At 72.9% G+C, this 20,853-nt stretch carries 23 protein-coding genes and 1 tRNA gene; 17 read left to right on the top strand and 7 right to left on the bottom strand.

The window, feature by feature from the left end; translation table 11 throughout:
- Positions 1-2: 2 nt before the first annotated feature.
- From KMZ30_RS10755 to KMZ30_RS10690, 14 genes are all read left to right on the top strand, one after another.
- Complete coding sequence (locus KMZ30_RS10755; RefSeq protein ID WP_215512285.1) at positions 3-770, top strand: motility protein A; 768 nt, start codon at positions 3-5, stop codon at positions 768-770.
- Entirely contained in the window at positions 767-1,651 is an 885-nt protein-coding gene (locus tag KMZ30_RS22365) for a flagellar motor protein MotB (protein ID WP_215512286.1), read from the top strand. The genes KMZ30_RS10755 and KMZ30_RS22365 overlap by 4 nt, the downstream gene beginning before the upstream one ends.
- On the top strand, positions 1,648-2,121 hold the full coding sequence (locus tag KMZ30_RS10745; protein WP_215512287.1) for a flagellar basal body-associated FliL family protein: 474 nt from the start codon (positions 1,648-1,650) through the stop codon (positions 2,119-2,121). The genes KMZ30_RS22365 and KMZ30_RS10745 overlap by 4 nt, the downstream gene beginning before the upstream one ends.
- 185 nt (positions 2,122-2,306) lie before the next feature.
- Positions 2,307-3,170: a flagellar motor switch protein FliM gene (locus KMZ30_RS22360; RefSeq protein WP_215519879.1), complete on the top strand. Its 864-nt coding sequence runs from the start codon at positions 2,307-2,309 to the stop codon at positions 3,168-3,170.
- Positions 3,171-3,195: 25 nt separating this feature from the next.
- Positions 3,196-3,597, top strand: coding sequence for a flagellar motor switch protein FliN (fliN, locus tag KMZ30_RS10735; protein ID WP_215519880.1), 402 nt, complete (start codon positions 3,196-3,198; stop codon positions 3,595-3,597).
- Positions 3,597-4,190, top strand: coding sequence for a flagellar biosynthetic protein FliO (locus KMZ30_RS10730; protein ID WP_215512290.1), 594 nt, complete (start codon positions 3,597-3,599; stop codon positions 4,188-4,190). Before fliN ends, KMZ30_RS10730 begins: the two co-directional genes overlap by 1 nt.
- Positions 4,183-4,977, top strand: a complete 795-nt coding sequence (gene fliP, locus KMZ30_RS10725; RefSeq protein ID WP_308279643.1) for a flagellar type III secretion system pore protein FliP — start codon at positions 4,183-4,185, stop codon at positions 4,975-4,977. The genes KMZ30_RS10730 and fliP overlap by 8 nt, the downstream gene beginning before the upstream one ends.
- A 10-nt stretch (positions 4,978-4,987) precedes the next feature.
- Positions 4,988-5,257 (top strand): flagellar biosynthesis protein FliQ, encoded by a 270-nt coding sequence (gene fliQ, locus KMZ30_RS10720; protein WP_030528550.1) that lies wholly within the window; start codon positions 4,988-4,990, stop codon positions 5,255-5,257.
- Positions 5,257-6,036, top strand: a complete 780-nt coding sequence (locus KMZ30_RS10715) for a flagellar biosynthetic protein FliR (RefSeq protein WP_030528551.1) — start codon at positions 5,257-5,259, stop codon at positions 6,034-6,036. Before fliQ ends, KMZ30_RS10715 begins: the two co-directional genes overlap by 1 nt.
- Positions 6,037-6,040: 4 nt before the next feature.
- Positions 6,041-7,150 carry an EscU/YscU/HrcU family type III secretion system export apparatus switch protein gene (locus KMZ30_RS10710; RefSeq protein WP_215512291.1) on the top strand — a complete coding sequence of 370 codons (1,110 nt, stop codon included), beginning with the start codon at positions 6,041-6,043 and terminating at the stop codon, positions 7,148-7,150.
- 100 nt (positions 7,151-7,250) lie between these two features.
- Positions 7,251-9,323 (top strand): flagellar biosynthesis protein FlhA, encoded by a 2,073-nt coding sequence (gene flhA / locus KMZ30_RS10705; RefSeq protein WP_215512292.1) that lies wholly within the window; start codon positions 7,251-7,253, stop codon positions 9,321-9,323.
- Position 9,324: 1 nt separating this feature from the next.
- Complete coding sequence (locus KMZ30_RS10700) at positions 9,325-9,672, top strand: hypothetical protein (RefSeq protein WP_215512293.1); 348 nt, start codon at positions 9,325-9,327, stop codon at positions 9,670-9,672.
- 158 nt (positions 9,673-9,830) lie between these two features.
- A tRNA-Thr gene (locus KMZ30_RS10695) sits at positions 9,831-9,906 on the top strand.
- 391 nt (positions 9,907-10,297) lie between these two features.
- Entirely contained in the window at positions 10,298-10,600 is a 303-nt protein-coding gene (locus tag KMZ30_RS10690; RefSeq protein ID WP_215519881.1) for a hypothetical protein, read from the top strand.
- Between the two features lie 75 nt (positions 10,601-10,675).
- Here the strand turns inward: KMZ30_RS10690 and KMZ30_RS10685 are convergent, their stop codons facing one another.
- Positions 10,676-11,425, bottom strand: a complete 750-nt coding sequence (locus KMZ30_RS10685; protein WP_215512295.1) for a class I SAM-dependent methyltransferase — start codon at positions 11,423-11,425, stop codon at positions 10,676-10,678.
- A gap of 86 nt (positions 11,426-11,511) precedes the next feature.
- Between KMZ30_RS10685 and KMZ30_RS10680 the strand changes: the two genes are divergently transcribed.
- Both KMZ30_RS10680 and KMZ30_RS10675 read left to right on the top strand, forming a co-directional pair.
- A complete protein-coding gene (locus KMZ30_RS10680) occupies positions 11,512-12,774 on the top strand; it encodes a phosphotransferase enzyme family protein (protein WP_226905202.1) in 1,263 nt (420 codons plus the stop codon).
- Between the two features lie 203 nt (positions 12,775-12,977).
- Positions 12,978-13,604, top strand: a complete 627-nt coding sequence (locus tag KMZ30_RS10675; protein ID WP_215512297.1) for a hypothetical protein — start codon at positions 12,978-12,980, stop codon at positions 13,602-13,604.
- Here KMZ30_RS10675 and KMZ30_RS10670 read toward each other — a convergent pair.
- The 5 genes from KMZ30_RS10670 to KMZ30_RS10650 form a co-directional block, all read right to left on the bottom strand.
- Positions 13,592-14,986, bottom strand: coding sequence for a glycosyltransferase (locus KMZ30_RS10670; RefSeq protein ID WP_215512298.1), 1,395 nt, complete (start codon positions 14,984-14,986; stop codon positions 13,592-13,594). The genes KMZ30_RS10675 and KMZ30_RS10670 overlap by 13 nt on opposite strands.
- On the bottom strand, positions 14,983-16,023 hold the full coding sequence (locus tag KMZ30_RS10665) for a glycosyltransferase family protein (RefSeq protein ID WP_215512299.1): 1,041 nt from the start codon (positions 16,021-16,023) through the stop codon (positions 14,983-14,985). The genes KMZ30_RS10670 and KMZ30_RS10665 overlap by 4 nt, the downstream gene beginning before the upstream one ends.
- Positions 16,020-17,171 (bottom strand): glycosyltransferase family protein, encoded by a 1,152-nt coding sequence (locus KMZ30_RS10660; RefSeq protein WP_308279644.1) that lies wholly within the window; start codon positions 17,169-17,171, stop codon positions 16,020-16,022. The genes KMZ30_RS10665 and KMZ30_RS10660 overlap by 4 nt, the downstream gene beginning before the upstream one ends.
- Before the next feature lie 144 nt (positions 17,172-17,315).
- A complete protein-coding gene (locus tag KMZ30_RS10655; RefSeq protein ID WP_226902032.1) occupies positions 17,316-17,960 on the bottom strand; it encodes a hypothetical protein in 645 nt (214 codons plus the stop codon).
- Between the two features lie 5 nt (positions 17,961-17,965).
- Positions 17,966-18,733 carry a mechanosensitive ion channel family protein gene (locus KMZ30_RS10650; RefSeq protein WP_215519883.1) on the bottom strand — a complete coding sequence of 256 codons (768 nt, stop codon included), beginning with the start codon at positions 18,731-18,733 and terminating at the stop codon, positions 17,966-17,968.
- Positions 18,734-18,913: 180 nt separating this feature from the next.
- Here KMZ30_RS10650 and KMZ30_RS10645 point away from each other — a divergent pair, with 180 nt between their 5' ends.
- Entirely contained in the window at positions 18,914-19,642 is a 729-nt protein-coding gene (locus KMZ30_RS10645; RefSeq protein ID WP_215512301.1) for a TetR/AcrR family transcriptional regulator, read from the top strand.
- A 580-nt stretch (positions 19,643-20,222) separates the two neighbouring features.
- Here KMZ30_RS10645 and KMZ30_RS10640 read toward each other — a convergent pair.
- Positions 20,223-20,804 (bottom strand): TetR/AcrR family transcriptional regulator, encoded by a 582-nt coding sequence (locus KMZ30_RS10640; protein WP_215512302.1) that lies wholly within the window; start codon positions 20,802-20,804, stop codon positions 20,223-20,225.
- Between the last annotated feature and the right edge of the window lie 49 nt (positions 20,805-20,853).

The raw sequence follows: 20,853 nt of genomic DNA, 5'->3' as shown, positions 1-20,853 counted from the left end.
CCATGGAGCTCGCGACCATCGGCGGGATCATCCTCGTCTTCGTGGCGGTCATCGTCTCGCTGATCATGGAGGGCGCCTCGCCCACCTCGATCATCCTCATCCCGCCGATCATCCTCGTCTTCCTCGGCAGCATCGGCGCCGCCGTCGCCGGTGGCTTCCTCTCCGACGTCTCCTCGATCCTCAAGCAGACGGTCAAGGCCTTCACGACCTCCGCCCCGAAGAGCGCCGACGCCGTGACCGAGCTCATCGGCCTCGCCGACATCGCCCGCCGCGAGGGCCTGCTCGCCCTCGAGGAGAAGGCCCGCAGCGCCGAGGACCCGTTCCTGCGCGAGGGCCTGGAGATGACGGTCGACGGCACCGACGCCGACGAGATCTACGACGTCCTCGCCGCGCGCATCAAGACGCGCAAGAAGGCCGACCAGCTCGGCATCAAGTTCTTCGCCGACATGGGCGGCTACGCGCCGACCATCGGCATCATCGGCACCGTCATCGGCCTCATCCACGTCCTGAGCAACCTCGACGCCCCCGAGGAGCTCGGCCACCTCATCGCCGGCGCCTTCGTCGCGACGCTCTGGGGCGTCATGACGGCCAACGTCATGTGGCTGCCGCTCTCGAGCAAGCTCAAGCGGATCAGCGAGGCCGAGGCCCTGCACCTCGAGATGGTGCTCGAGGGCATCATGTCGATCCAGGCCGGCACCAGCCCCCGCGTCGTCGAGAAGCGGCTGCGCGCCGTCATCGCCGGCGACGCCCCGCTGCAGGACGCGGCGTGAGCGGCCCCGGGCCCGGCGGCAAGCGCCGCAAGGGGCACGAGGAGGAGCACGAGGGCGGTCACGAGAACGCCGAGCGCTGGCTCCTCAGCTACGCCGACATGATCACGCTGCTCATGGCCCTGTTCATCGTCCTCTTCGCGATCAGCCAGGTCGACCAGCAGAAGCTCCTCCAGCTCTCCTCGGGCCTCCAGGAGTCGTTCGGCGCCCCGCAGATCACGAACCACACCAACGGCGTCCTCGACGGCACCTCGGTGGACTCGGCCATCCAGGCGATCGCCCCGGTCGCGCCGCAGGTGACGAGTGACATCGCGTCGGCCCCCGGCAAGTCGCAGACCTGCGTGCCGGTGGACGAGAAGGCCAAGCAGGCCTCGCGCGACCAGCTGACCGCGGTCCGGCAGAAGATCACCAAGGCCCTCGCGGCCCAGGGGATGGCCAACGCGGCCCACTTCGAGGTGCGTGACGACGGCCTCGTCGTCGACATCGTCTCCGACCGCGTCCTCTTCGACCCGGGCCAGGCGACGCTGCGCGACGGGGGCCGCAAGGTCCTCACGGCGATGGCCCCGACCCTGCGCCAGCTGTCGAACACGATGACCGTCGAGGGCCACACCGACGACGTGCCGGTCGCGAGCTTCTACCGCTCCAACTGGGAGCTCTCGACCTCCCGCGCGACGACGGTGCTCGAGTACCTCATCGCCTCCGGCGTGCGCAGCAAGCAGCTCTCCGCCGCCGGCTACGCCGACCAGCGCCCGCTCGCGAGCAACACGACCGAGGCCGGCCGCGCCCGCAACCGCCGCGTCGCCGTCGTCGTCCACGCCGCGACGCCGGCCGCCACCTCCTCCACCTCCGCCACCTCCACCGCCACCTCAGGAGGCTCCCGATGAGCACCGCCACCGTCCCCGCCGCCGCGGCCGCCGCGGCCGAGCCGGAGAAGAAGAAGAAGCCGATGATGCTCATCGCCATCGTCGTGGCCCTGCTCATGGGCGGTGGTGGGTACTGGTTCTTCCTCAAGCCGTCGTCGGCCGAGGGCGCCGAGGCGCCGAAGCCCGAGCCGACCCCCGGTGTCGTCGTCGACCTCGACCCGCTGACCCTCAACCTCTCCGACGGCCGCTACCTCAAGATGGGCCTCTCGCTCGAGGTCACCGAGGAGGCCCAGGCCGCCGCCGGCAAGGAGGGCGTCAACGGCGCCAAGGCGCGCGACGCCGCCATCAGCATCCTCGGCCAGCGCACCTACGAGCAGATGCTGCAGCCGAAGACCAAGGAGGCGGCCATCAAGACGCTCGAGAAGGAGATCAAGAAGCGTTACGACGGCGACGTGATGGACGTCTACGTGACGGAGCTGGTCATGCAGTGACCCTGCACTGACCCTCGGCCTTCGGGCCGGCACGGACAGGGAGCCGGCCCGCAGCCCCCCGGTCGGGGGACGCCGCCCACTCGGGCGCTCGTCCCCCACCGGGTCGGCCGAACGGCCCTTGCTGCCCCCGTGCGACACGAAGCGCTCAGGTCCCCCCGGCGGGTGCCGATGGGCAGGCCGTGAGTGTGGAGCCACAGACGTACGACTTCCGGAGCCCGGACCGCCTCTCGCGACAGCGCGAGCAGGCCCTCCAGGTCGTCGTCGAGACCTGGGCGCGGCGCGTCTCCACCGTGCTGTCGACCGCCCTGCACACGATCGTGCCCGCGAAGATGGTCGCGCTCGGCCAGTGCACCTACGGCGAGTACCTCGAGTCGATGGCCCGCCCCAGCGTGCTCGGCGCGCTCGCGGTCGAGAACCTCCCCGGCGGCGGCCACCTCCAGCTCTCGCTCGGCGACGCGATGGGCTTCGTCGACCGCATGCTCGGCGGCTCCGGCACCGGCGGGCAGCCCGAGCGCCCCCTCACCGAGATCGAGTCCGGCGTGGCCGAGCTGCTCCTGGCCCAGATGGTCGGCGAGCTGCCCTTCGCGTTCACCGTCATCGGTGACCTGCCCGTCGCGCTGACCGGGCTGGAGTCGACGGTGCGCTTCCACCAGGTCGCCCGCACCACGGACCCCGTCGTCACGGTCGAGCTCGAGCTGCTCGTCTTCGAGCGGCCGGTCCCGCTGACGGTCGCGATCACGCTCGCCACCCTCACCCCGCTGCTCACCTCCCTCGACAAGATGGCCGACGACGACGGCGCGGGGGAGCGGGCCGCGCAGGTCCGCCGCGTCGTGACCGACCGCCTCGGCCAGGTCGAGGTCGACCTCGCCGTCTCCTTCCGCGAGGTGACGCTGACCTCCGCCGAGGTCTTCGCCCTCTCCGTCGGCGACGTCGTCCCCCTGCGCCACCGCACCGAGGAGCCGCTCCTCGTGTCCGCCGGTGGCACCCGCGTCGCCCGCGCGACGCCCGGCAGCCACGGCCGCCGCCTCGCCGTCCAGATCGTCCCCTGACCCTCGACCCGACCGGAGACCCGCCATGAGCATCGCCGACACCCAGGACCCGTTCGCCGTCACCGGTGAGGAGGCGCCCGTCCCGATGGCCGAGGCCGCGCCCGCGCTGCCGCCGCTCGGTGGTGCCGTGCCCCCCGCCGCGCCGGCCGTGCCCGCCGCGGTCGACCCCCGCCGCCTGCACCTGCTGCGCGAGGTGGAGCTCGGCATCAGCGTCGAGCTCGGTCGCAGCCGGATGACGGTGCGCGAGGTGCTCGGCATGGCCCCCGGCGCCGTCGTCGAGCTCGACCGCCCGGCCGGCAGCCCGGTCGACGTCCTCGTCAACGGCACCCTCATGGCGCGCGGCGAGGTCGTCGTCGTCGACGACGAGTACGCCGTCCGCGTCACCGAGATCATCAGCGCCGACCCGGCCCTGGGGCTCGGCGCCTGATGGACGGATCCGTCGTGCTCGTCGTGCTGCGGCTGCTCGTCTCCCTCGGCGTCGTCCTCACCCTCCTCGTGCTGCTCGCCCGCTGGGCGCGCAAGCGTGGTCTCGGGGGTGCGGTCGGCTCGCGTGCCGGGGTGCAGGTCGAGGTGCTGTCGCGGCGCGCGCTGGGCCGCGGGTCCGCCCTCCACGTCGTGCGCGTCGGCGAGCAGGTGCTCGTCCTCGGCGTCACCGACCAGCACGTCTCCCTCCTGCGCGAGCTCGACCCGCAGGTCCTCGAGGTCGTCGAGCCGGAGCAGGAGGCCCCCGTGGTCGCCGCCCCGACCGTCGCGCTCGCCCCCGCCGCCGCGCCGGACTTCGCCGCCGCGCTGCGGGCGCAGGCCGACGGGACCGGCCTCGACCTCGGCCCGGCGGCCACCGTGCCCGTCGCCGTCGCCCCCGTGGCTCCGGCCACCCGCGGCGGTCGCCACGCGGCGGCGCGCCGCCCCGTCCTGCCCCGGCCCACGGCCCCCGCGGCCGGTGGCGCCCCGGTGCCGACCGGCTGGCCGTGGAACGCCGCGAGCCTCGTCGTCGGCGCGATCAAGGGGAGTCGTGCCTAGTCCCCTCGCCCTCCTGCGGCGGGTGCGCCCGCTGCTCGTGACCGGCCTCGTGCTGTTCACGGCGTTCGGCCCCGGCGCCGCCCTCGCGTCGGCCGCGCCGGGCCCGAGCCCGTCGCCCACCCCCGGTGGGGTGTCGGTGACGCTCGACGGCGGCGCGACGCAGCCGAGCCAGACCGTGACGATCATCGTCCTGCTCACCGTGCTGTCGCTGGCGCCGGCGCTGCTCATCCTCACGACCGCCTTCACCAAGGTGATCGTCGTGCTGTCGCTGACCCGCAACGCGCTCGGCACCCAAACCATCCCGCCGAACCAGGTCCTCGTCGGCCTCGCGCTCTTCCTCAGCCTCTTCATCATGGCGCCGGTCCTGTCGCAGATGAACGACCAGGGCATCCAGCCCTACATGAAGGGCGACATCACCCAGTCGCAGGCGATCGAGCGCACCGTCAAGCCGCTGCGGACGTTCATGGGGGAGCAGACCCGCCCGGCCGAGCTCGCGACGATGGTCAGGCTGAGCGGCGAGGAGAAGCCCGCGACGGTCGACGACGTGCCGCTGACGACGCTGGTCCCGGCCTTCGTCCTCTCGGAGCTGAAGTCGGCGTTCATCATCGGCTTCGTCATCTTCGTGCCGTTCCTCGTCATCGACGTCGTCGTCAGCTCCGTGCTCATGTCGATGGGCATGATGATGCTGCCGCCCGCGCTCATCTCGCTGCCCTTCAAGCTCCTGCTCTTCGTCATGGTCGACGGCTGGGGCCTCATCGTCACCGCCCTCGTCCAGAGCTACCGGTGAGGGGGAGGACGTGACCGACGCCGACATCGTCCACATCGGGGTGCAGGCCATGATCGTCAGCGCGAAGCTGGCGATGCCCGTGCTGCTCACCGCCCTGGCCATCGGCTTCGTCATCTCGCTCTTCCAGGCGGTCACGCAGGTGCAGGAGGTGACGCTCAGCTTCGTGCCGAAGCTCCTCGGCGTCGCGCTCGTGCTCGTCGTCGCCGGCCACTGGATGCTCCAGGAAGCGGTGTCCTTCACCCGCGCCATGTTCGACCTCCTGCCGCAGCTGCTCACCTGATGACCATCGCGTTCGCCGCCGACTCGCTCGTCACGCTGCTGCTCGCGACGACCCGGCTCTCGGTGTTCTTCCTCCTCGCCCCGCCGTTCAGCAGCAAGGCCGTGCCGGCGCGCGTCAAGGCCGGTCTGGCCGTGGCGCTCTCGCTCGCGGTGCTGCCGGCCATCCGCGGCCAGGCGACGCCGGCGCTCGAGCTCTTCCCGCTGCTCGGCGCGGCGCTGTACCAGGCGGTCGTCGGGGCGGCGATGGGCTTCGTCGTCCTGCTGGCCTTCGCGGTCGTGCAGGCCGCCGGCGAGCTGCTCGACCTCGCGAGCGGCTTCACGCTCGCCTCGCTCTACGACCCGATGTCGAACGCGACGAGCAGCATCTTCGGGCGCATCCACCAGCTGCTCGCGATCACGCTGCTCTTCGCGACCGGCGGGCACCTCTTCCTCGTGCGGGGGCTCATCTCGACGTTCACGGTCCTGCCGCTGCACCCGATGGCCCTCGGCGACCTCGCCCGGCTCGTCACCGACGGCATCGGCACCTTCCTCGGCGGCGCGCTCCAGGTGGCGGCGCCGGTGCTCGTCGTGCTCTTCCTCTCGGAGATCGCGCTCGGCCTCGTGTCGCGAGCCGTCCCAACGCTCAACATCTTCGCGATCAGCTTCCCCGTGAAGATCATCCTCGTCATCTCCTTCGCGGGGATGGCCTTCGCGCTGCTGCCCGGGGTCGTCAGCGAGCTGCTCGACCAGACCGGCCGCGACATGACGTCGGTGGCGCGGATGCTCGGGGCGGGTGGGTGAGCCGGTGAGCGACAAGTCGCAGAAGACCGAGAAGCCCACCCCGCAGCGGCTCAAGAAGGCGCGCCGCGACGGGCAGGTCGCCCGCACCGCCGAGCTCAGCGCGTGGGCGGCCGTCATGCTCGCGTCCGTCGTCCTGCCGCACCTCGTCTCCGGGCTGTCCGAGCTGTTCGCCGCCACCCTCCAGGGGCTGCGCGAGGTCATCCTCGACCCGCAGCCCGAGCGCGGCGTGACCGTGCTGCGGCAGACCGGGATCGACGCCGTCAAGGTGCTCGCGCCGTTCCTCGGCGTCATGGTCGTCGCCGCGCTGGCCAGCAGCGCGGCGCAGGGCGGCATCCGGGTCTACCCCGGCAAGTTCAAGCCCAACTTCGGTGTGCTCAACCCGGCCAAGGGGCTGAAGCAGCTCGTCTCCGCGCACGCCGCGTGGACCCTCGGCAAGACCCTGCTGAAGTTCGTCATCTTCGGGTGGGTCGGGTACACCGAGCTGCGCGACGTCGCGATCCTCATGACGACCCACGGCTCGTGGTCCCTTGGGGCGGCGGCCTCCGCCACCGTCGGCGCCGTGACGCACGTCCTGCGGCTCGTCGCCGGCGTCGGGCTCGTGCTCGCCGCGGCGGACTTCGTCATGGAGAAGCGGCGCATCGGGTCGCAGCTGAAGATGAGCCAGGACGAGATCAGGCGCGAGCACAAGCAGTCCGAGGGCGACCCGCTGCTCAAGGGCATGATCCGCGGCAAGCAGCGCGAGATGAGCCGCAACCGGATGCTCTCCAACCTCGCCTCGGCCGACGTCGTGCTCGTCAACCCGACCCACGTCGCGGTCGCGCTCAAGTACGAGATGGGCCTCGGCGCACCGCGAGTCGTCGCGCGCGGCGCCGGCGCGGCGGCGGCCCGCATCCGCGAGGAGGCGGCCGAGCTGCGGCTGCCGATGGTCGAGGACGTGCCGCTCGCGCGCACCGTCTACCGGATGTGCGACGTCGGCGACGAGATCCCGCCGGAGCTGTTCGACGCCGTCGCCGGCGTGTTCGTCTTCGTCCTCGGGCTCAAGCGCCGCGGCGTGACGAGCGGTTTCCACCGCAGCCCGTACGCGGGCACCGACCGGGCGGGGGTCGCCGCGTGAGCACACCGACCGTCCGCACCCCTCAGGTCACGTCCCCGTCTGCCGATGGGAGTCCCGAGATGACTGCCACCACCCGCTCCCGTCGCCACCGCGAGGTCCGATGAAGAACGCACGGCTGAGCCAGATCGGCATCCCGGCGGCCGTCGTCGGCGTCGTCGTCATGATGGTCGTGCCGGTGCCGAGCATGCTGCTCGACCTGCTGCTGGCCCTCAACCTCACGATCTCGGTGCTCGTCCTGCTCGTGGCCCTGCGCGTGACGCGGCCGCTGGACTTCGCGGTCTTCCCGTCGCTGCTGCTCGTCGCGACGCTCTTCCGGCTGGCGCTCAACATCAGCGCGACCCGCCTCGTGCTCGTCGACGGGTTCGCCGGCAAGGTCATCGAGGCGTTCGGTCACTTCGTCGTCGGCAGCTCGCTCGTCGTCGGCCTCGTCATCTTCCTCATCCTCGTCGTCATCCAGTTCGTCGTCATCACCAACGGTGCCGGGCGCGTGGCCGAGGTGGCCGCCCGCTTCACCCTCGACGCGATGCCCGGCAAGCAGATGGCCATCGACGCCGACCTCAACTCGGGCCTCATCGACGAGGACGAGGCGCGGCGCCGCCGCAAGGAGGTCTCGGGGGAGGCGGACTTCTACGGCGCGATGGACGGTGCCTCGAAGTTCGTCAAGGGCGACGCGATCGCCGCCATCGTCATCACGCTCGTCAACCTCATCGGCGGCCTCGTCATCGGCGTCGTCCAGAACGGCCAGGCCGTCGGGGACGCGGTCCAGACCTACAGCCTCCTGTCGGTCGGCGACGGCCTCGTCTCGCAGATCCCCGCCCTGCTGCTGTCGATGTCGACCGGCATCATCGTCACCCGCGCCTCGACCGAGCGCGACATGGGCGGCGACATCATCCACCAGTTCGGCCAGCAGCGCGGGGCCATCCAGATCGCCGGCGTCGTCATCATGGCGCTGGCCCTCGTGCCGGCCCTGCCGAAGCTGCCGTTCATCCTCATCGGCGGGGGCGCGGTGCTCCTGGCCCGCGCGATGCCGAAGCTCGAGGAGCGCGAGGAGGCCCGCCGCGCCGAGGAGGCCGCCGCCGAGCGCGAGGCCCTGCCGTCGCCGGACAGCCCGCAGGTCCTCGCCCACGACATCCGCGTCGAGCCGCTCGAGCTCGAGCTGGCCTTCGACCTCATCGGCCTCGTCGACGCCGACAACGGCGGCGACCTGCTCGGCCGGGTCAAGGCGCTGCGCCGCAAGCTCGCGATGGAGCTCGGCGTCGTCATCCCGCTCGTGCGCACCCGCGACAACCTCGACCTGCCCTCGCACACCTACGCGATCCGGGTCCACGGCGTCGAGGTCGCCCGTGGCGAGGCGCCCGCCGGGCACGTGCTCGTCATCGGCGACGCCATCGCGCACCTCGAGGGCATCCCGACCCGCGAGCCGGTGTTCGGCCTCGAGGCCAAGTGGGTCGCCGCGCACCTGCGCGGCCGCGCCGAGGCCCTCGACGGCACGGTCGTCGACCGCTCGTCGGTCATCACCACGCACCTCGCCGAGACCGTGCGCCGGCACGCCGCCGACCTGCTCGGCCGCGAGGACGTCAAGCTGCTCGTCGACGCCGTCCGCTCGACGCACCCGCAGGTCATCGAGGAGCTCACCCCCAACCCGCTCGCGCTCGGCGAGATCCAGCGCGTCCTCAAGGGGCTGCTCGTCGAGGGCGTCGGCATCCGCGACCTCGTCCGGATCTTCGAGGCGATCTCGCTGCGGGCCCGCGTCACCACCGACCCCGACCAGCTCGTCGAGGCCGCTCGCCTGGCCCTGGGCCCGGCCATCGCCGCGTCGCACGCCTCCAACGGCGACCTGCACGTGCTGACCTTCGAGCCGCGGCTGGAGCAGAAGCTGCTCGAGTCGCTGCGCTCCGGTGACGGCGGCCCTCAGCTGCTGCTCGACCCCTACTTCGCCGACCGGCTCGCCACCGAGGCCGCCCGCGTCTCGCGCACGGTCGAGGAGGGCGGCGTGCAGCCGGTGCTCGTGTGCGCGCAGCCGCTGCGGCGGGCGGTGCGCCGGCTCGTCGAGGGCGCGGCCCCGCAGCTGCCGGTGCTCGCGTACCAGGAGCTTGGTGGCCACCTGCGCCTGACCACGGCCGGCGTCGTCGACGTCGCCGCCGCCGACGCGCTCGGCACGGCGGGGGTCTGACGTGGGCCGCAAGAAGGGTGGGGGAGAGGCGAAGGCCAAGACCGCGAAGCCGCACTCGCCGGAGCGCTTCGCGTTCGGCGCGCTCTTCGGGGTCGCGCTGTTCGTCCCCGCGGGGATGCTCGTCTACGCCGGCAACCTCTCGATCGACCAGGCCGTGTACCGCTTCGGCCTCGCGTGGCTCGTCGCGGTCGTCGGCGTCGGCATCGTCGCCTCGACGCTCCAGAACCCGGTCGTCCGTACGCCTGCTGCGGCTCCTGTGCCCGTGGCGGCGCCCCCGGCGGAGCAGCAGCCGGTCGACGAGACGATGGCCCTCCCCACCACCGACCCCGCGGACCCGCAGGCCGGCTGACCCCGCGCCGGTTCGAGGTGAAACCCGACCACGTCAGGGTCGGTTTTCACCTCCACCGGATGAGCTGCGCGGGGGTCCGTTACGCGCTGCCCTAAAGCCGCGCATCGGGCTGTGGAGCGGCCGATAGAGTGTGGGGCCGTCGGCCTCCGGGTCGGCCCGCTGGCGTGGCGCAATCGGTAGCGCACCTGTCTTGTAAACAGGGGGTTGGGGGTTCGAGTCCCCCCGCCAGCTCCATCTCGGTCTCGCTGCGCCCGGTGGTGTCGTTGATGGCGTCACAGCCGGGGTGATGACCCCAGCTGCGACGCCACGAGCCGCGACAGTGGCTCGCGTGAGGCCTGACATCGCTTCGGCTGATCCTTGACGCTCTTCCATGAGGTACAAGTTTGTGGCTGAGCAGCGGCACAGACCGGCACTGCCGCCACCCCGTCGAGTGGGTAGAACACGCCGTCTGCGGCCCCCCGCAGACGGCGTGTTCTACTCACTCGACTCGGCCGAGCGTCCATCCGCTGCGAGCAGACCGGATCTGCGCCGGCGGACGGGGCCCACCCGTGGCCAGCGAAGGCGCGCTGCCCGGCGACCTGTGCCTCTTGCATCGCCTCGCCGGGTGGGCGTATTGATCTCTGTCATGAACTGGGACGCTCTCGGCAAGGCCATCGGATGGCTTCCCGGCGCCGCGGTCGGAAGCCTGGTCGGCGGAGTGTTCGCGGCAGTCACGTTCGGTTCCTTCGCGACGTCATGCCCCATCGGTGGCCCGTTCACCGGCATCGGAGGAGCCGTGACGCAGCTGAGCCAGGAGTGCGTCCGGTCCCCGTTCGGCGACATGGGGTTGGTCGCCTACCTGACCGCGATGGCCTTCCTCGGGGCCGCGGTGGGCGTCGTGCTCCACGCTGCCCTTCATCGCGACGAGGGCCACGAGTCTCCGCGCTGAGCCCACGATGCGGACCGCGAACTGGTTGCGGCGCAGCGCTGGCCGGAGACTGCTGCCCGCCCTCAGCGGTGGCGCCTATCGCCTCGCGGCGATGAGGTGGCGGGTGGAGTGCGCCACGAAGGGTCGACCGGCCCGCATCCCCGCATCGAGCTCGCGCAGCTGACGCTCGTACCGGTCGACGCCGAAGTCCGGGACCCACCAGACGCACTTGCGCAGGATCCAGACGACGGCGCCGACGTCGTGGAACTCCATCCGGCACCTGGCCGTCCGGAGGGTCTCGACGGTCAACCCGGCGGCCTCGGCGTCGCTCGCCTCGCGACGGGGGTCACGTCCCAGGCGCTGCTCGGGGAGCGGCCCGAGCAGGTGCTCGATCAGCTCGAACGCCGAGGCCGGGCCGACGTGCTGGGCGAGGTAGAGCCCGTTCGGCCGCAGCACCCGGTGGATCTCCGGCCAGTCGGGCCGGACCGGGTGACGGGCCGTGACCAGGTCGAAGGACCGGTCCGGGAACGGCAGCGGTGCCCCGTCCGTCGTCTCGACGACCCGGACGCCGCGCGGTCCCAACGTCTCCCGCGCCCGCTCGGCGTTCGGCGGCCAGGACTCCGTGACCACCATCGTCGCGGGAAGCACCGGTGCCTCATCGACGACCTCGCCGCCCCCGGTGTCGAGGTCCAGCGCGCGACCGACCGTCGCGAGCCGCTCCGCGAGGAGGCGGGCGAAACCCCACGGAGGGCGCTCCTCGACGGCCCGGCCCTGCAGCCATCCGAAGCCCCACCCGGTGACGTCCGCCGCCTCGGCCTCGGCCACCAGCTCGTCGAACGTGCGCACGGGACTACACCCTCCCAGATAGCCCGGCGCCAGGTGGTCGGGTGATCCGGGAGGATGGCTCGGTGGTGACCACGGCTCGTTCGTCGATGGATGCGGCCGTGCGGCAGGTGTGTGGACGAGCCGTCGACCGGCTGGTCGGCCTGACCGGTGGGGGCATGAACGAGACCTACCTCGCCGGGCTGTCCGGCGGGAGCGAGGTGGTCGTGCGGGTGGCCAAGCATCCGGTGCCGTGGTTCGCCGACGAGCCACGCCTGATGGAGCAGGCGCGCGCAGCGGGTGTGCCAGCGCCGGCGCCGCTGGGGGTCCAGCACGTCGAGGACGAGACGAGCGTGCTGTCCTTCTGCGTGCTCGATTTCATCCCCGGCCGGTCCCTGGACACGCTGGGCGCCGAGCTGCCGACCCGCGACCTCGAGCGGTTGACGGCCGATGCGGGCGAGCTCCTCGCGCGGATCCACACGCTGGCTCCAGCGGGTGGGACCCGTCACGAGCTCCGGCCCCCGGACGACGCCGCGACGGCGCGGGCGCTGGTCACCGTGGGGCGGGAGGTCGGCGATGCCGGGGTCACGATCGTCGAACGGGGCGTCGAGCTCGCGCGCCGGGTGGCGCACCGCCCTCTCGGCCCACTGCCCTTGGCGCACGGGGACTTCATGCCCAAGAACCTCGTGGTCGACGACCGCAGGATCGTCGGCGTCATCGACTGGGAGTTCGCCGGGCCGGCGCCACCGGCCTTCGACCTGGCGCGGTGGGAGGTCTCCGCCGGCGACCCGTGGCACGACTGGTCGGAGGTGCTGTGCCGCGGTTACGCGCGCGTCGCGGATCCGACGTCGGCGGCCGCGGGGCTGGTCCCGGCCTTCGCCGTCGGCTGGGCGCTGGAGAAGCTGGGCTGGAGGAACCCCGCGGGCGCCGTCCAGGTCCGGCGATGCCTCGAGGTGATCGACAGGTACGCGAACGCCGGATGGCGCGGCCCGGTCGGTCCTGGGGTCGGTGACGCCGCATCCGGCGTGCGATCACCGTCGCTGGAGCCGCCACGCAGCCTCGAGCGCGTCCTCGATGGCACCCGCATCACCGTTGGCGAGGTCCGCCACGACCATCATGTGCGTGGCGAAGCGGGGCGGGATGCTGAACGTCGCGGGGAACTGCGTGACGATCTGGTCCCGGTAGTCGAGGTCCGCCCGGAGCACGACGTGGGAGTCGTCGAGCTGACGAGCGACCAACCGGCCGTCGTACCGCCAGTGGGTCCGGCCGTCCGACCGGGTGGCCCGCACCCCCGCGAGCCCGGCCGCCAGCTCGTCCAGCTCCGACATCTCCACGGGTCGCACCTTCCCTCGGGCTCTGCCGTCGCACCCTAGCGAGAGCCGACCGGTGTGGGGCCGCTCGTGCTCCCCCCGACCGGTCCACGAACACGTGGAGGATCGGCCCCCTCGTCGGTGCTCGGCGTCGTCCGTGGTCCCGATCCCCCTGCACCGATCGCTCGAGGTGACGGCGCCGTCACCGAGACTCGACCCATGACACCTGCCTCCTGCGCCATGCCCCTCGCCGACGTGGTCCGCTGATGGCGTTGCTCGACGCGGGGTCGGGGCTGCTGTTCACGGCGGCACCCGGCACGGCCAGCACGGCGCTGCGCGAGGCCCTGTTCGCGCGGGGCGGTGTCGTCGAGGTGCCCGCCGCCGACGCAGTGCGGGTCGAGGGCATCGACGTCAAGCACGCGACCGCCGCCCAGCTCGTCAGTGCCGGGTTCCTGGCACCGGACCACGGGCTGCGCGTGGTCACGACGACCCGCAACCCGTTCGACTTCTACGTCGCGGAGTACGAACGCAGCCGCCGTCGCTGGGTGCACGAGCTGCGGCAGCCGGACTCCTGGGTGTACGCCACCCCCGGCGCGGTCGGGCGCATCGTGGATGCCGTGACGCTCGAGTTCGGCGAGTGGCTTGCGCTGGCCATCGATGGCCCCGGCGAGCGGCGCGTCAACCGTGGCCACGTCGAGGAAGCCGACGTCGTCCTGCGGATGGAGCACCTGGAGGAGGACCTCCACAACCTGCTCGGCCTCGAGCTCGCCGTCGCGCCCACCAACGTCACCGACCGCGAGCGGGCCTACTGGCGTGCGTACGACGCCGCCAGCCGCGCCCTCGTGCAGACCGCCCACGCCGCCGACCTCGAGCGGTTCTCCTACGCGTTCTGACCGCGCGACCGACCCGACCCCCCCGGTCCTGCGAGCCCGGCCTTCAGCAGACGACCCGCCACGCCGGAACCGGTCGGCGTGACGTCCACGGCTGCGGCGGAAAGCGGCTGCGAGGCAACGAGGTCCGGCCGGTCCCAGAGCGCGGCCCGACGTAGCGCTCGCAGCGACCGGACCTCGAGGAGCGGCCGGCGGTCGTGCTCGACGGTGACCGATGCCGGAGCGTCGGCCCGGTCCACGTCGGAGAGCAGCCGGTGCCAGGTCGCGGGGGAGGCGTGGGCGGGCGCGTGCACGTGGACGTGGCGCCGGTAGCGCCCGACCGTGTCCAGCAGCGCCACGTCGGGGACGCCGTCGACGTCCCCGTCGGGGCGAGGACGCACCCGGTGCTCCTGCGGCAGCAGCGCCGCGTGGGCGTCGCCGAGAAGCAGTCGTGCGGTCGGAACGGCCTGGAGGAGGGGGTCGAGCGTGATGACGAGGGCGGCGAGGTCGACGCCGGGTGGCACCGTCACGACCACGTCGTCCGCGCCCAGGTCGAGGGCCCGGGTGGTGACCCCGGGGACGCCGACGCGAGTGGCGACGGCGAGCGACTCGAGGTCCTTCGCGTGGACGGCGCCCTCGCGTCCCCAGTCCCGGGGCTCCTCGCCCGCGTCGGGGCCGTCGTGCCAGACGGTCGCGTCGGCGGCGTGGGCGAGCAGGCCACCGGCCTCCCAGGCGCGCGCGGCCCACTCCCAGTCCTCGCCGCCGTAGGTGGTGAACCCCTCGTCGAAGCCACCGACGTGGTCGAACCACCAGCGGCTGCACGCCACCGCCGCCGAGATCACGTGCCGGAACGAGAGCGCGTCGGCGTGGAGCAGGTCGGCCGAGCCGGCGTACGCCTCCCGCAGCCACGCCGGCTCGGGCAGCTCGTGCGCGGGTCCGTTGGTCTCGACGGGCGCATCGAGCGGGACGGTCGCGAGGTCGGCGTGCCGTCGCCGACCGACGACGACGGCCTCCGGCAGCAGCCGCGGCAGCCGTGTGACGGCGCGGAGGAACGACGGCTCGGGCGTGGAGTCGGCGTCGAGGAAGACGAGCACGTCGGCCCGGGTCCGCCGAGCACCGGCGTTGCGGGCGGCGGCCGCCCGGAAGCCGCGGTCCTCCTGCGTCACCAGGCCCACGCCGTCGGGGACGCGCGGCAGCGGGTCGCTGCCGTCGTCGGTGACGACCACCTCGACCGCGTCCGCGGGGTAGTCCTGGCGAGCGAGTGCGTGGAGGGTGCGGTCGAGCTCACGCTGCTGGCGGTAGTGGAGCACCACGACACCGACGCTGCGGACCGGCGCGTCCTGCCCCTCGACGAGGTCCCAGCGGTTGCCCGGTACGGCTGCGCCCCACGGGGGTTGCGGACTCACCGCGCCCACCAGGACCGGTAGGTGCGCACCACGTCGTCCAGCGTGTGGGGCGGCCGGTAGTCGGGGGGCAGCCAGGTCCGCGCGGGGTCGTCCAGTGCCAGGGCGGCCTCGGCCGGCCAGGCGTCGAGACCGCGGACGAGGTGGGCACCCGGACGCAGCTCGTCGAGCTCGACCGTGGAGGGGTGCTCCCGCAGGAGGGGTCGCCGGCCTGCGGCCACCCAGCTGTTGACCGACCCGGACGCCGACGGATGCCGGTGTGCGGCAACCGGCACCGTGGTCTCGTGCATCGCCCGGACCAGGGCGTCGTCGTCGAGGTACCCGGTGACGTGCCACGCCACCCCGAGGCGGTCGGCGAGGCGCGCCAGGTCGTCCGCGAGCTCGTCGTGGCCGGCGACCACACCCCCGAGGGCGGCGACACCGAGGGCGCGGCCGGTCGAGCGCAGGGCCGCCGCGAGCTCGATGGCCTCCTCGTGGCCCTTGTCGGGGTAGACCCAGCCGACCAGCCCGATCCACCCGTCCCGGGCCTGCGGTACGGCGGTCGGCAGGACGGCCGAGCCCGCGCCCACGGCTCGCGTCGGGCCGGTCGACCGGGGCTCCAGCACGATGGGGAGAGGGATGACCTCCGGGCCGCGGGGCGCCTGTGGCAGGGCTGCCGCGGCGAGGGTCGCCTCCCAGCGGCTGTTGACCGCCCACGCGGACGAGCGCGCCACCAGGTGGGAGTAGACCGCCGCGCGCCGCCCCCATCGCGACCCCTCGGCCGGCTGCGGGACGTCGTGGAGGGTGAGGCTCAGCCGGGTCCGGGATGCCCACGCGACCACGACCTCGCGGGCCGCCTCCGGGGAGCCGAACAGGCCGGTGGAGAAGTGCAGATGGACCGGGCGGCCGTGGAGCCGGGCGGGTACCTCGTGGCCCCGGACGACCGGGGCGCCGGCCGCGTCGGCCACCTGGCGGGCGAGCAGCGTGACCCCGTGCCGGTCGGGACCCGGGAGCCAGTGCACCGGCAGGTCGTCGACCTGCGGGGCCGTCGCCTCGCTCATCCTGCGGACCCCCGGGCGAGGAGCGCGGCGTACACCTGCGCGTGCACGGCGCGCACCTCGGTGACCTGCCGCGCGCGGGCGTCGGCATCGGCACCCGGGAGACCTGCGGCGCGCAGCCGGAGCGCACCCTCGACGGCGCCGAGCAGCGACGCCTCGTCGGCGCCGTCCAGCCGCCACCGGTAGACGCCCTCCGGCCGCTGGTCGACGAGGTGGCCGACGTCCGGCGCGACGACGCTCGTGCCGAGGTCGTGGCACGCCTCCAGCCATCCCGAGTGCGTCCCGTGCCGGTAGGGCAGGACGGCGACGTCGAGCGAGGCCAGGTGCGACCACAGGGTGTCGTCGTTCATGGGCTGATGCACGACGAGCCGGACGCCGTCGGCGGTGGCCTCGGCCAGCGCGCGGCACGCCTGACGGGCCCGGTCGTCCGGCGGTGCGTCCCAGGTCCGTTCGTGCACCCACACGCAGACGTCGGCCTCGGGCATTTCCCGGGCCAGGTGGCGCAGCGCGGGCAGCAGGCCGACGGCGTCCGTGCCGGCCCGCAGGTCCTTCAGCGTCGTCCCGACGACTGGGCGTCTCGCCGGCGCGGCGGCCATCCGCGCGTCACGCGCCGCGCGCATACTGGACAGCGGGACGAGGTGGGGGTGCGGCACGACGATTGCCGTTCGGTGCCAACGTCGTTCGATCTCGGCCGCGGCCCCGGGGGTCAGCGTCAGCACCGCGTCGGCGGCCTCGACGAGGACGGAGAGCCGCTCCTCGTGGCCGGCCTGGTCGTGCAGGTGGGGGTTCTCCAGGTCGTGGACGGTCTGGACGAGCGGTCGGCCCGTCTCCCGCAGGGTGCGGATGGTCTGGTCGAGCGTGGACAGCGGCACCTGCTCCACGCCGAAGTGGACGTGCATGAGGTCGAAGTCGGAGCGTGCGACCCACTCGGGGGTCAGCATCCGCGGCGGCCACCAGCGAGCCCCGGCCACCTCACCCTCCAGGTCGGGATGGGGGTCCGGCAACGCGGCGAACCCGGCCTCGACGGGCATGACCGTCCGCGAGTACGCGTGCCCACCGGGCACCACAGCCACCGTGCGGACCCGTCCCGGCTGGTCGACGAGCACGCGGGCGCCTGCATCAGGCTGGACGGCGAGGGGCACGGACGTCACTCCCGGGATGGTGGGGACGAGGCCGCTGCCTCGCCGGTCGGTATCCCACCGGCTCTACCCACCGGCGGCGCGGGCCACGCATCCTGCCTCCGCCGGCCGGTGACGGGGCGCCCTCCGCGCGAGGGCGCCCCGTCCGGTCACACGTCAGGCCCCGAGGCCGGCGCGGTCGACCTTGCGGTGGAAGCGCATCCCGGCGAGGCCGCCGAGGACGGCCCCGAGCAGGCTGACGACGGCGACACCGACGAGCGCGAGGATGCCGGCGGTGCCGACGTCGCCCTCGCCGACGGGGAGCCGGGGGAAGCTGTTGAGCTGGCCGAGCACGTTGTACCGGTCACCGGCGACGAGGCCGAGGACGGCGACGACGAGCGCGATGACGAGGGCCCAGAGCCAGACGGCGAGGCCCTGCTTGGCGCCGTTGAACCGGGCCATCCGGCCGGCCACGTACCCGCCGCAGTAGTACGCGACGAAGAGGACGACGAGCAGTGCGATGCCGCCGGCGAGCCCCACGGTGGTGGGGTCGCTGGTGGCGCGATCGGCGGCGTCCTGGACGTCGGTGCCGGTCGCGATGCCGACGCCGGTGCCGGCGGCGGCCACGAGCGCGGTGAGGAGCACGGCGGAGCCGGTGGCGGTCAGCCAGCCGAAGAAGGCGGAGCCGACCTTGATGCCGCCGTATCGCTCCTTCTCGGCGTCGAGCACCTCGTGACGCGTGGGTGCGGCGTCGCGCGGCACGGTGTCGCGGGGGGTCTCGGTGTGGTCCACGGTGGTCCTGTCCTCGTGCGGGGTGGCCATGGCGGTCAGCGGGGGGTGCTGGCGTCGTACGCCGAGGTGGGCTGGGTCGCGGCGCGCGTCTGGCGCGCGGCGTCGCGGGCCTGGTCCTCGACGCTCGGAGCGCCGGCGACGTGGGCGCGCACCTTGGGAGCCTCCTCCTCGACCGTGCCGAGGTAGCGCTCCCAGCGCGACTGCATCGGCTTGACCAGGCCGCCGCCGACACCGACGACGAGGATGCCGCCGATGGTCGCGAGGACCGCGACGAGCACGGGCGTGGTGACGGTCGTGGCGATGCCGACCTGGTTGAGCGCGGCGATGACGCCGAGACCGAGGATGAAGACGCCGGCGATGTTCGCCAGGACCTTGCCGTACGAGAGACCGCCCAGCGTGTTCTGGATCAGGCCCTTGACCGCGGCCGAGACGGCGGCGGCCACGACGACGATGACGATGGCGACGAAGACGCGCGGCAGGAAGGCGATGACGCCGGTCAGCAGCTCGCTGATGGGGTTGGGCCCGAAGGCGCTGAAGGCCAGCTGCAGGGTGAAGAGCAGGATCGCGTAGTAGACGATCTTCGCGAGGATGTCGGAGGCGTCGTACGACGAGGACTCGAGCATCCGGCCGATGCCGCCACGCTCGATGGCGCGGTCGAACCCGACGCGCGTGAGGACGGCCGAGACCGCCTTGGCCAGGGCCTTCGCGACGACGAAGCCGATCAGCAGGATGACGAGGAACAGGAGCAACCTGGGGACGAAGGTGGCGACCGCCGCCAGGGCGTCGCGCAGTGCGTCGTTCATGGAAAGCCTTTCGGAGGGGCCGCTGGGGCGGCTCACGGAGCGCGCCGAGAGCGGCGCCCACGTGGCGTACCCCGGGTGTTTACGACGTAAACATCGGACCGTCCCGGCCGGCCGCGTCCTGCCCCGGTCCTGCTGTCGCGCCCCCGTGGCAGGGTGGGGTGACACCCGCGAGGAGGTCGCATGCCACCGACGGACGAGCTGTCGCCGCAGGACAGGGCCGAGCCGCGCCGCCCGCTCGACCGTGAGGTGGTGGTCGCGGAGGCCATCGCGATGATCGACGCCGAGGGGCTCGAGGCGCTGACCATGCGCTCGCTGGGAGCGCGGCTCGGGGTCGAGGCGATGGCGCTCTACCGCCACGTCAACGGGCGCGAGGACCTGCTCGAGGCGATCGTCGACTCGCTCGTCGACTCCATCGCCGTCGACCCCGGCGACCTCTTCGAGCCGGCCGACGGGTGGCAGGCGTTCCTCCAGTGGATGGCGCACTCGGTGCGCTCGCTCGCCGTCGCCCACCCGGCGGTCTTCCCGCTGGTCGCGACCCGCCACCCGGCGGCGCCGTGGCTGCGACCCCCGCTGCGCAGCCTGCGCGTCGTCGAGGGGTTCCTCGACGGGCTGACCCGCCGTGGCTTCACCGACGCCCAGGCCGTCGAGGCCTACCGCGTCTTCACGAGCTTCCTGCTCGGCCACCTGCTGCTCGAGGTCGCGACGCTCGGCGCGACGACCTCGCCGGTGGAGGAGCCGCTCGACGAGGGCGGGGCCGCCGTCCGCCCGCCGGGGGAGGAGGTGTCGGTCGAGGACTTCCCGACGATCCTGCGGACCGCGCCGCTCCTCGCCGAGGACCACACGGTCGAGGAGTTCGAGCGGTCGCTCGAGGCGCTGCTCGACCGGCTGGACCTCGTCCTCTCGCAGTGACGTCCCAGCCGACGCACGAGGTGAACGGGCGTCATCGGACGCATTTGTTCTCAGCATCCAAGAGCCGCGCGGCGCTCTTCGCGGTCGGGCCCATGACGACGATTCCGCTGCATCCGTGGCGGTTTCGTCACAATGCTTCGGAATGAGTGCACGGTCGTGGAGATTTCTGACTCATCCGTTCGGCCGATCTTCAGGGCGGAACCCATCCATTCCGAGCGCCGAGGGTAAAGGCCCGGTAAAGTCATCGTCAGCAGAAGGGCAGGACAGAGGGTCGCAGGGGCCCGACGAAATCCGGTCTGCGACAGCCCACAGGGCTTGGCAGGGAAGCCACCCGAGAAGTCTTCGGGACGACAAGTGAATCCAGCAGTTCGGGTCAGTACTCACCCACTCCGTGCAGGGCGGAACCGGTGAGGAAGGACGAACCACCAAGGGCGCAGGGGCTCGCGGTGGACCGGACTCACGGCCAGGCGGCCTGGCCGGCTCCGCAGGGGGAGCTGACGCCACAGCCGCCGAACCGACACCACGGCGCCCCGTCCGACCACCAGGTCGGGCGGGGCGCCGCGCGTGTGCACAGCGACGGTCAGCCGGGCTCCCGCAGGCCGGCGAGCATCATCTCGACCGCCGAACGCGGGGCGTACCGGGGGTCCTGCTCTCCGCCGATGCACAGGTTCCCGATGCTCCGCAGGAGCTGGTAGGCGCCGACGTCGCGACGGAGCTCACCGGCGGCGGAGGCCGCGGAGAGGAGGTCGCCACACACCGGGACAAGTCGCTCGACGAAGAACTCGTGGAGTGGCGCGAGCGCGGCGTCGTCGGAGTTGAGCGCCTCGGCCAGGCCGCGCTTGGTCACGAGGAAGTCGACGAAGAGATCGAGCCACCGCGTGAGTGCGACGACCGGTGAGCCGCACTCCTGCAGCAGAGCGGGACCGGCCGCTGCACAGGCCTCCACCTGGTGTCGATAGACCGCGACGATGAGGTCGGCGCGGGTGGGGAAGTGGCGGTAGATCGTCCCGAGGCCCACCCCGGCGCGAGCCGCGATGTCCCGCACGGGAACGTCCACCCCCGAGTCGACGAAGGCTCGGGCTGCCGCCTCGAGCAGGTTCTCCTGGTTGCGGCGCGCGTCGGCACGCTGGGCCGGTCGCTCTGGAGAGGGCGGCGCAGCCATGAGGTTCCGTTCGGTCGGAGGCGGTCGAGCAGGGGTCCGCACGTTAGGG

Origin of the sequence: Phycicoccus mangrovi (genome assembly GCF_018729305.1) — a bacterium.
Taxonomy (GTDB): Bacteria; Actinomycetota; Actinomycetes; order Actinomycetales; family Dermatophilaceae; genus Phycicoccus; species Phycicoccus jejuensis.
Note: the sequence above shows the minus strand (reverse complement) of the source record. Positions and strands in the feature narration are given on the sequence as shown.

What these genes read in the sequence shown, in the direction of transcription:
- KMZ30_RS10755 (WP_215512285.1), top strand. Translation starts at nt 3, where the DNA reads ATGGAGCTCGCGACCATCGGCGGGATCATCCTCGTCTTCGTGGCGGTC.
- KMZ30_RS10745 (WP_215512287.1), top strand. Translation starts at nt 1,648, where the DNA reads ATGAGCACCGCCACCGTCCCCGCCGCCGCGGCCGCCGCGGCCGAGCCG.
- fliN (WP_215519880.1), top strand. Translation starts at nt 3,196, where the DNA reads ATGAGCATCGCCGACACCCAGGACCCGTTCGCCGTCACCGGTGAGGAG.
- KMZ30_RS10730 (WP_215512290.1), top strand. Translation starts at nt 3,597, where the DNA reads ATGGACGGATCCGTCGTGCTCGTCGTGCTGCGGCTGCTCGTCTCCCTC.
- KMZ30_RS10715 (WP_030528551.1), top strand. Translation starts at nt 5,257, where the DNA reads ATGACCATCGCGTTCGCCGCCGACTCGCTCGTCACGCTGCTGCTCGCG.
- flhA (WP_215512292.1), top strand. Translation starts at nt 7,251, where the DNA reads ATGAAGAACGCACGGCTGAGCCAGATCGGCATCCCGGCGGCCGTCGTC.
- KMZ30_RS10690 (WP_215519881.1), top strand. Translation starts at nt 10,298, where the DNA reads ATGAACTGGGACGCTCTCGGCAAGGCCATCGGATGGCTTCCCGGCGCC.
- KMZ30_RS10680 (WP_226905202.1), top strand. Translation starts at nt 11,512, where the DNA reads ATGGATGCGGCCGTGCGGCAGGTGTGTGGACGAGCCGTCGACCGGCTG.
- KMZ30_RS10675 (WP_215512297.1), top strand. Translation starts at nt 12,978, where the DNA reads ATGGCGTTGCTCGACGCGGGGTCGGGGCTGCTGTTCACGGCGGCACCC.
- KMZ30_RS10665 (WP_215512299.1), bottom strand. Translation starts at nt 16,023, where the DNA reads ATGAGCGAGGCGACGGCCCCGCAGGTCGACGACCTGCCGGTGCACTGG.
- KMZ30_RS10655 (WP_226902032.1), bottom strand. Translation starts at nt 17,960, where the DNA reads ATGGCCACCCCGCACGAGGACAGGACCACCGTGGACCACACCGAGACC.
- KMZ30_RS10650 (WP_215519883.1), bottom strand. Translation starts at nt 18,733, where the DNA reads ATGAACGACGCACTGCGCGACGCCCTGGCGGCGGTCGCCACCTTCGTC.
- KMZ30_RS10645 (WP_215512301.1), top strand. Translation starts at nt 18,914, where the DNA reads ATGCCACCGACGGACGAGCTGTCGCCGCAGGACAGGGCCGAGCCGCGC.
- KMZ30_RS10640 (WP_215512302.1), bottom strand. Translation starts at nt 20,804, where the DNA reads ATGGCTGCGCCGCCCTCTCCAGAGCGACCGGCCCAGCGTGCCGACGCG.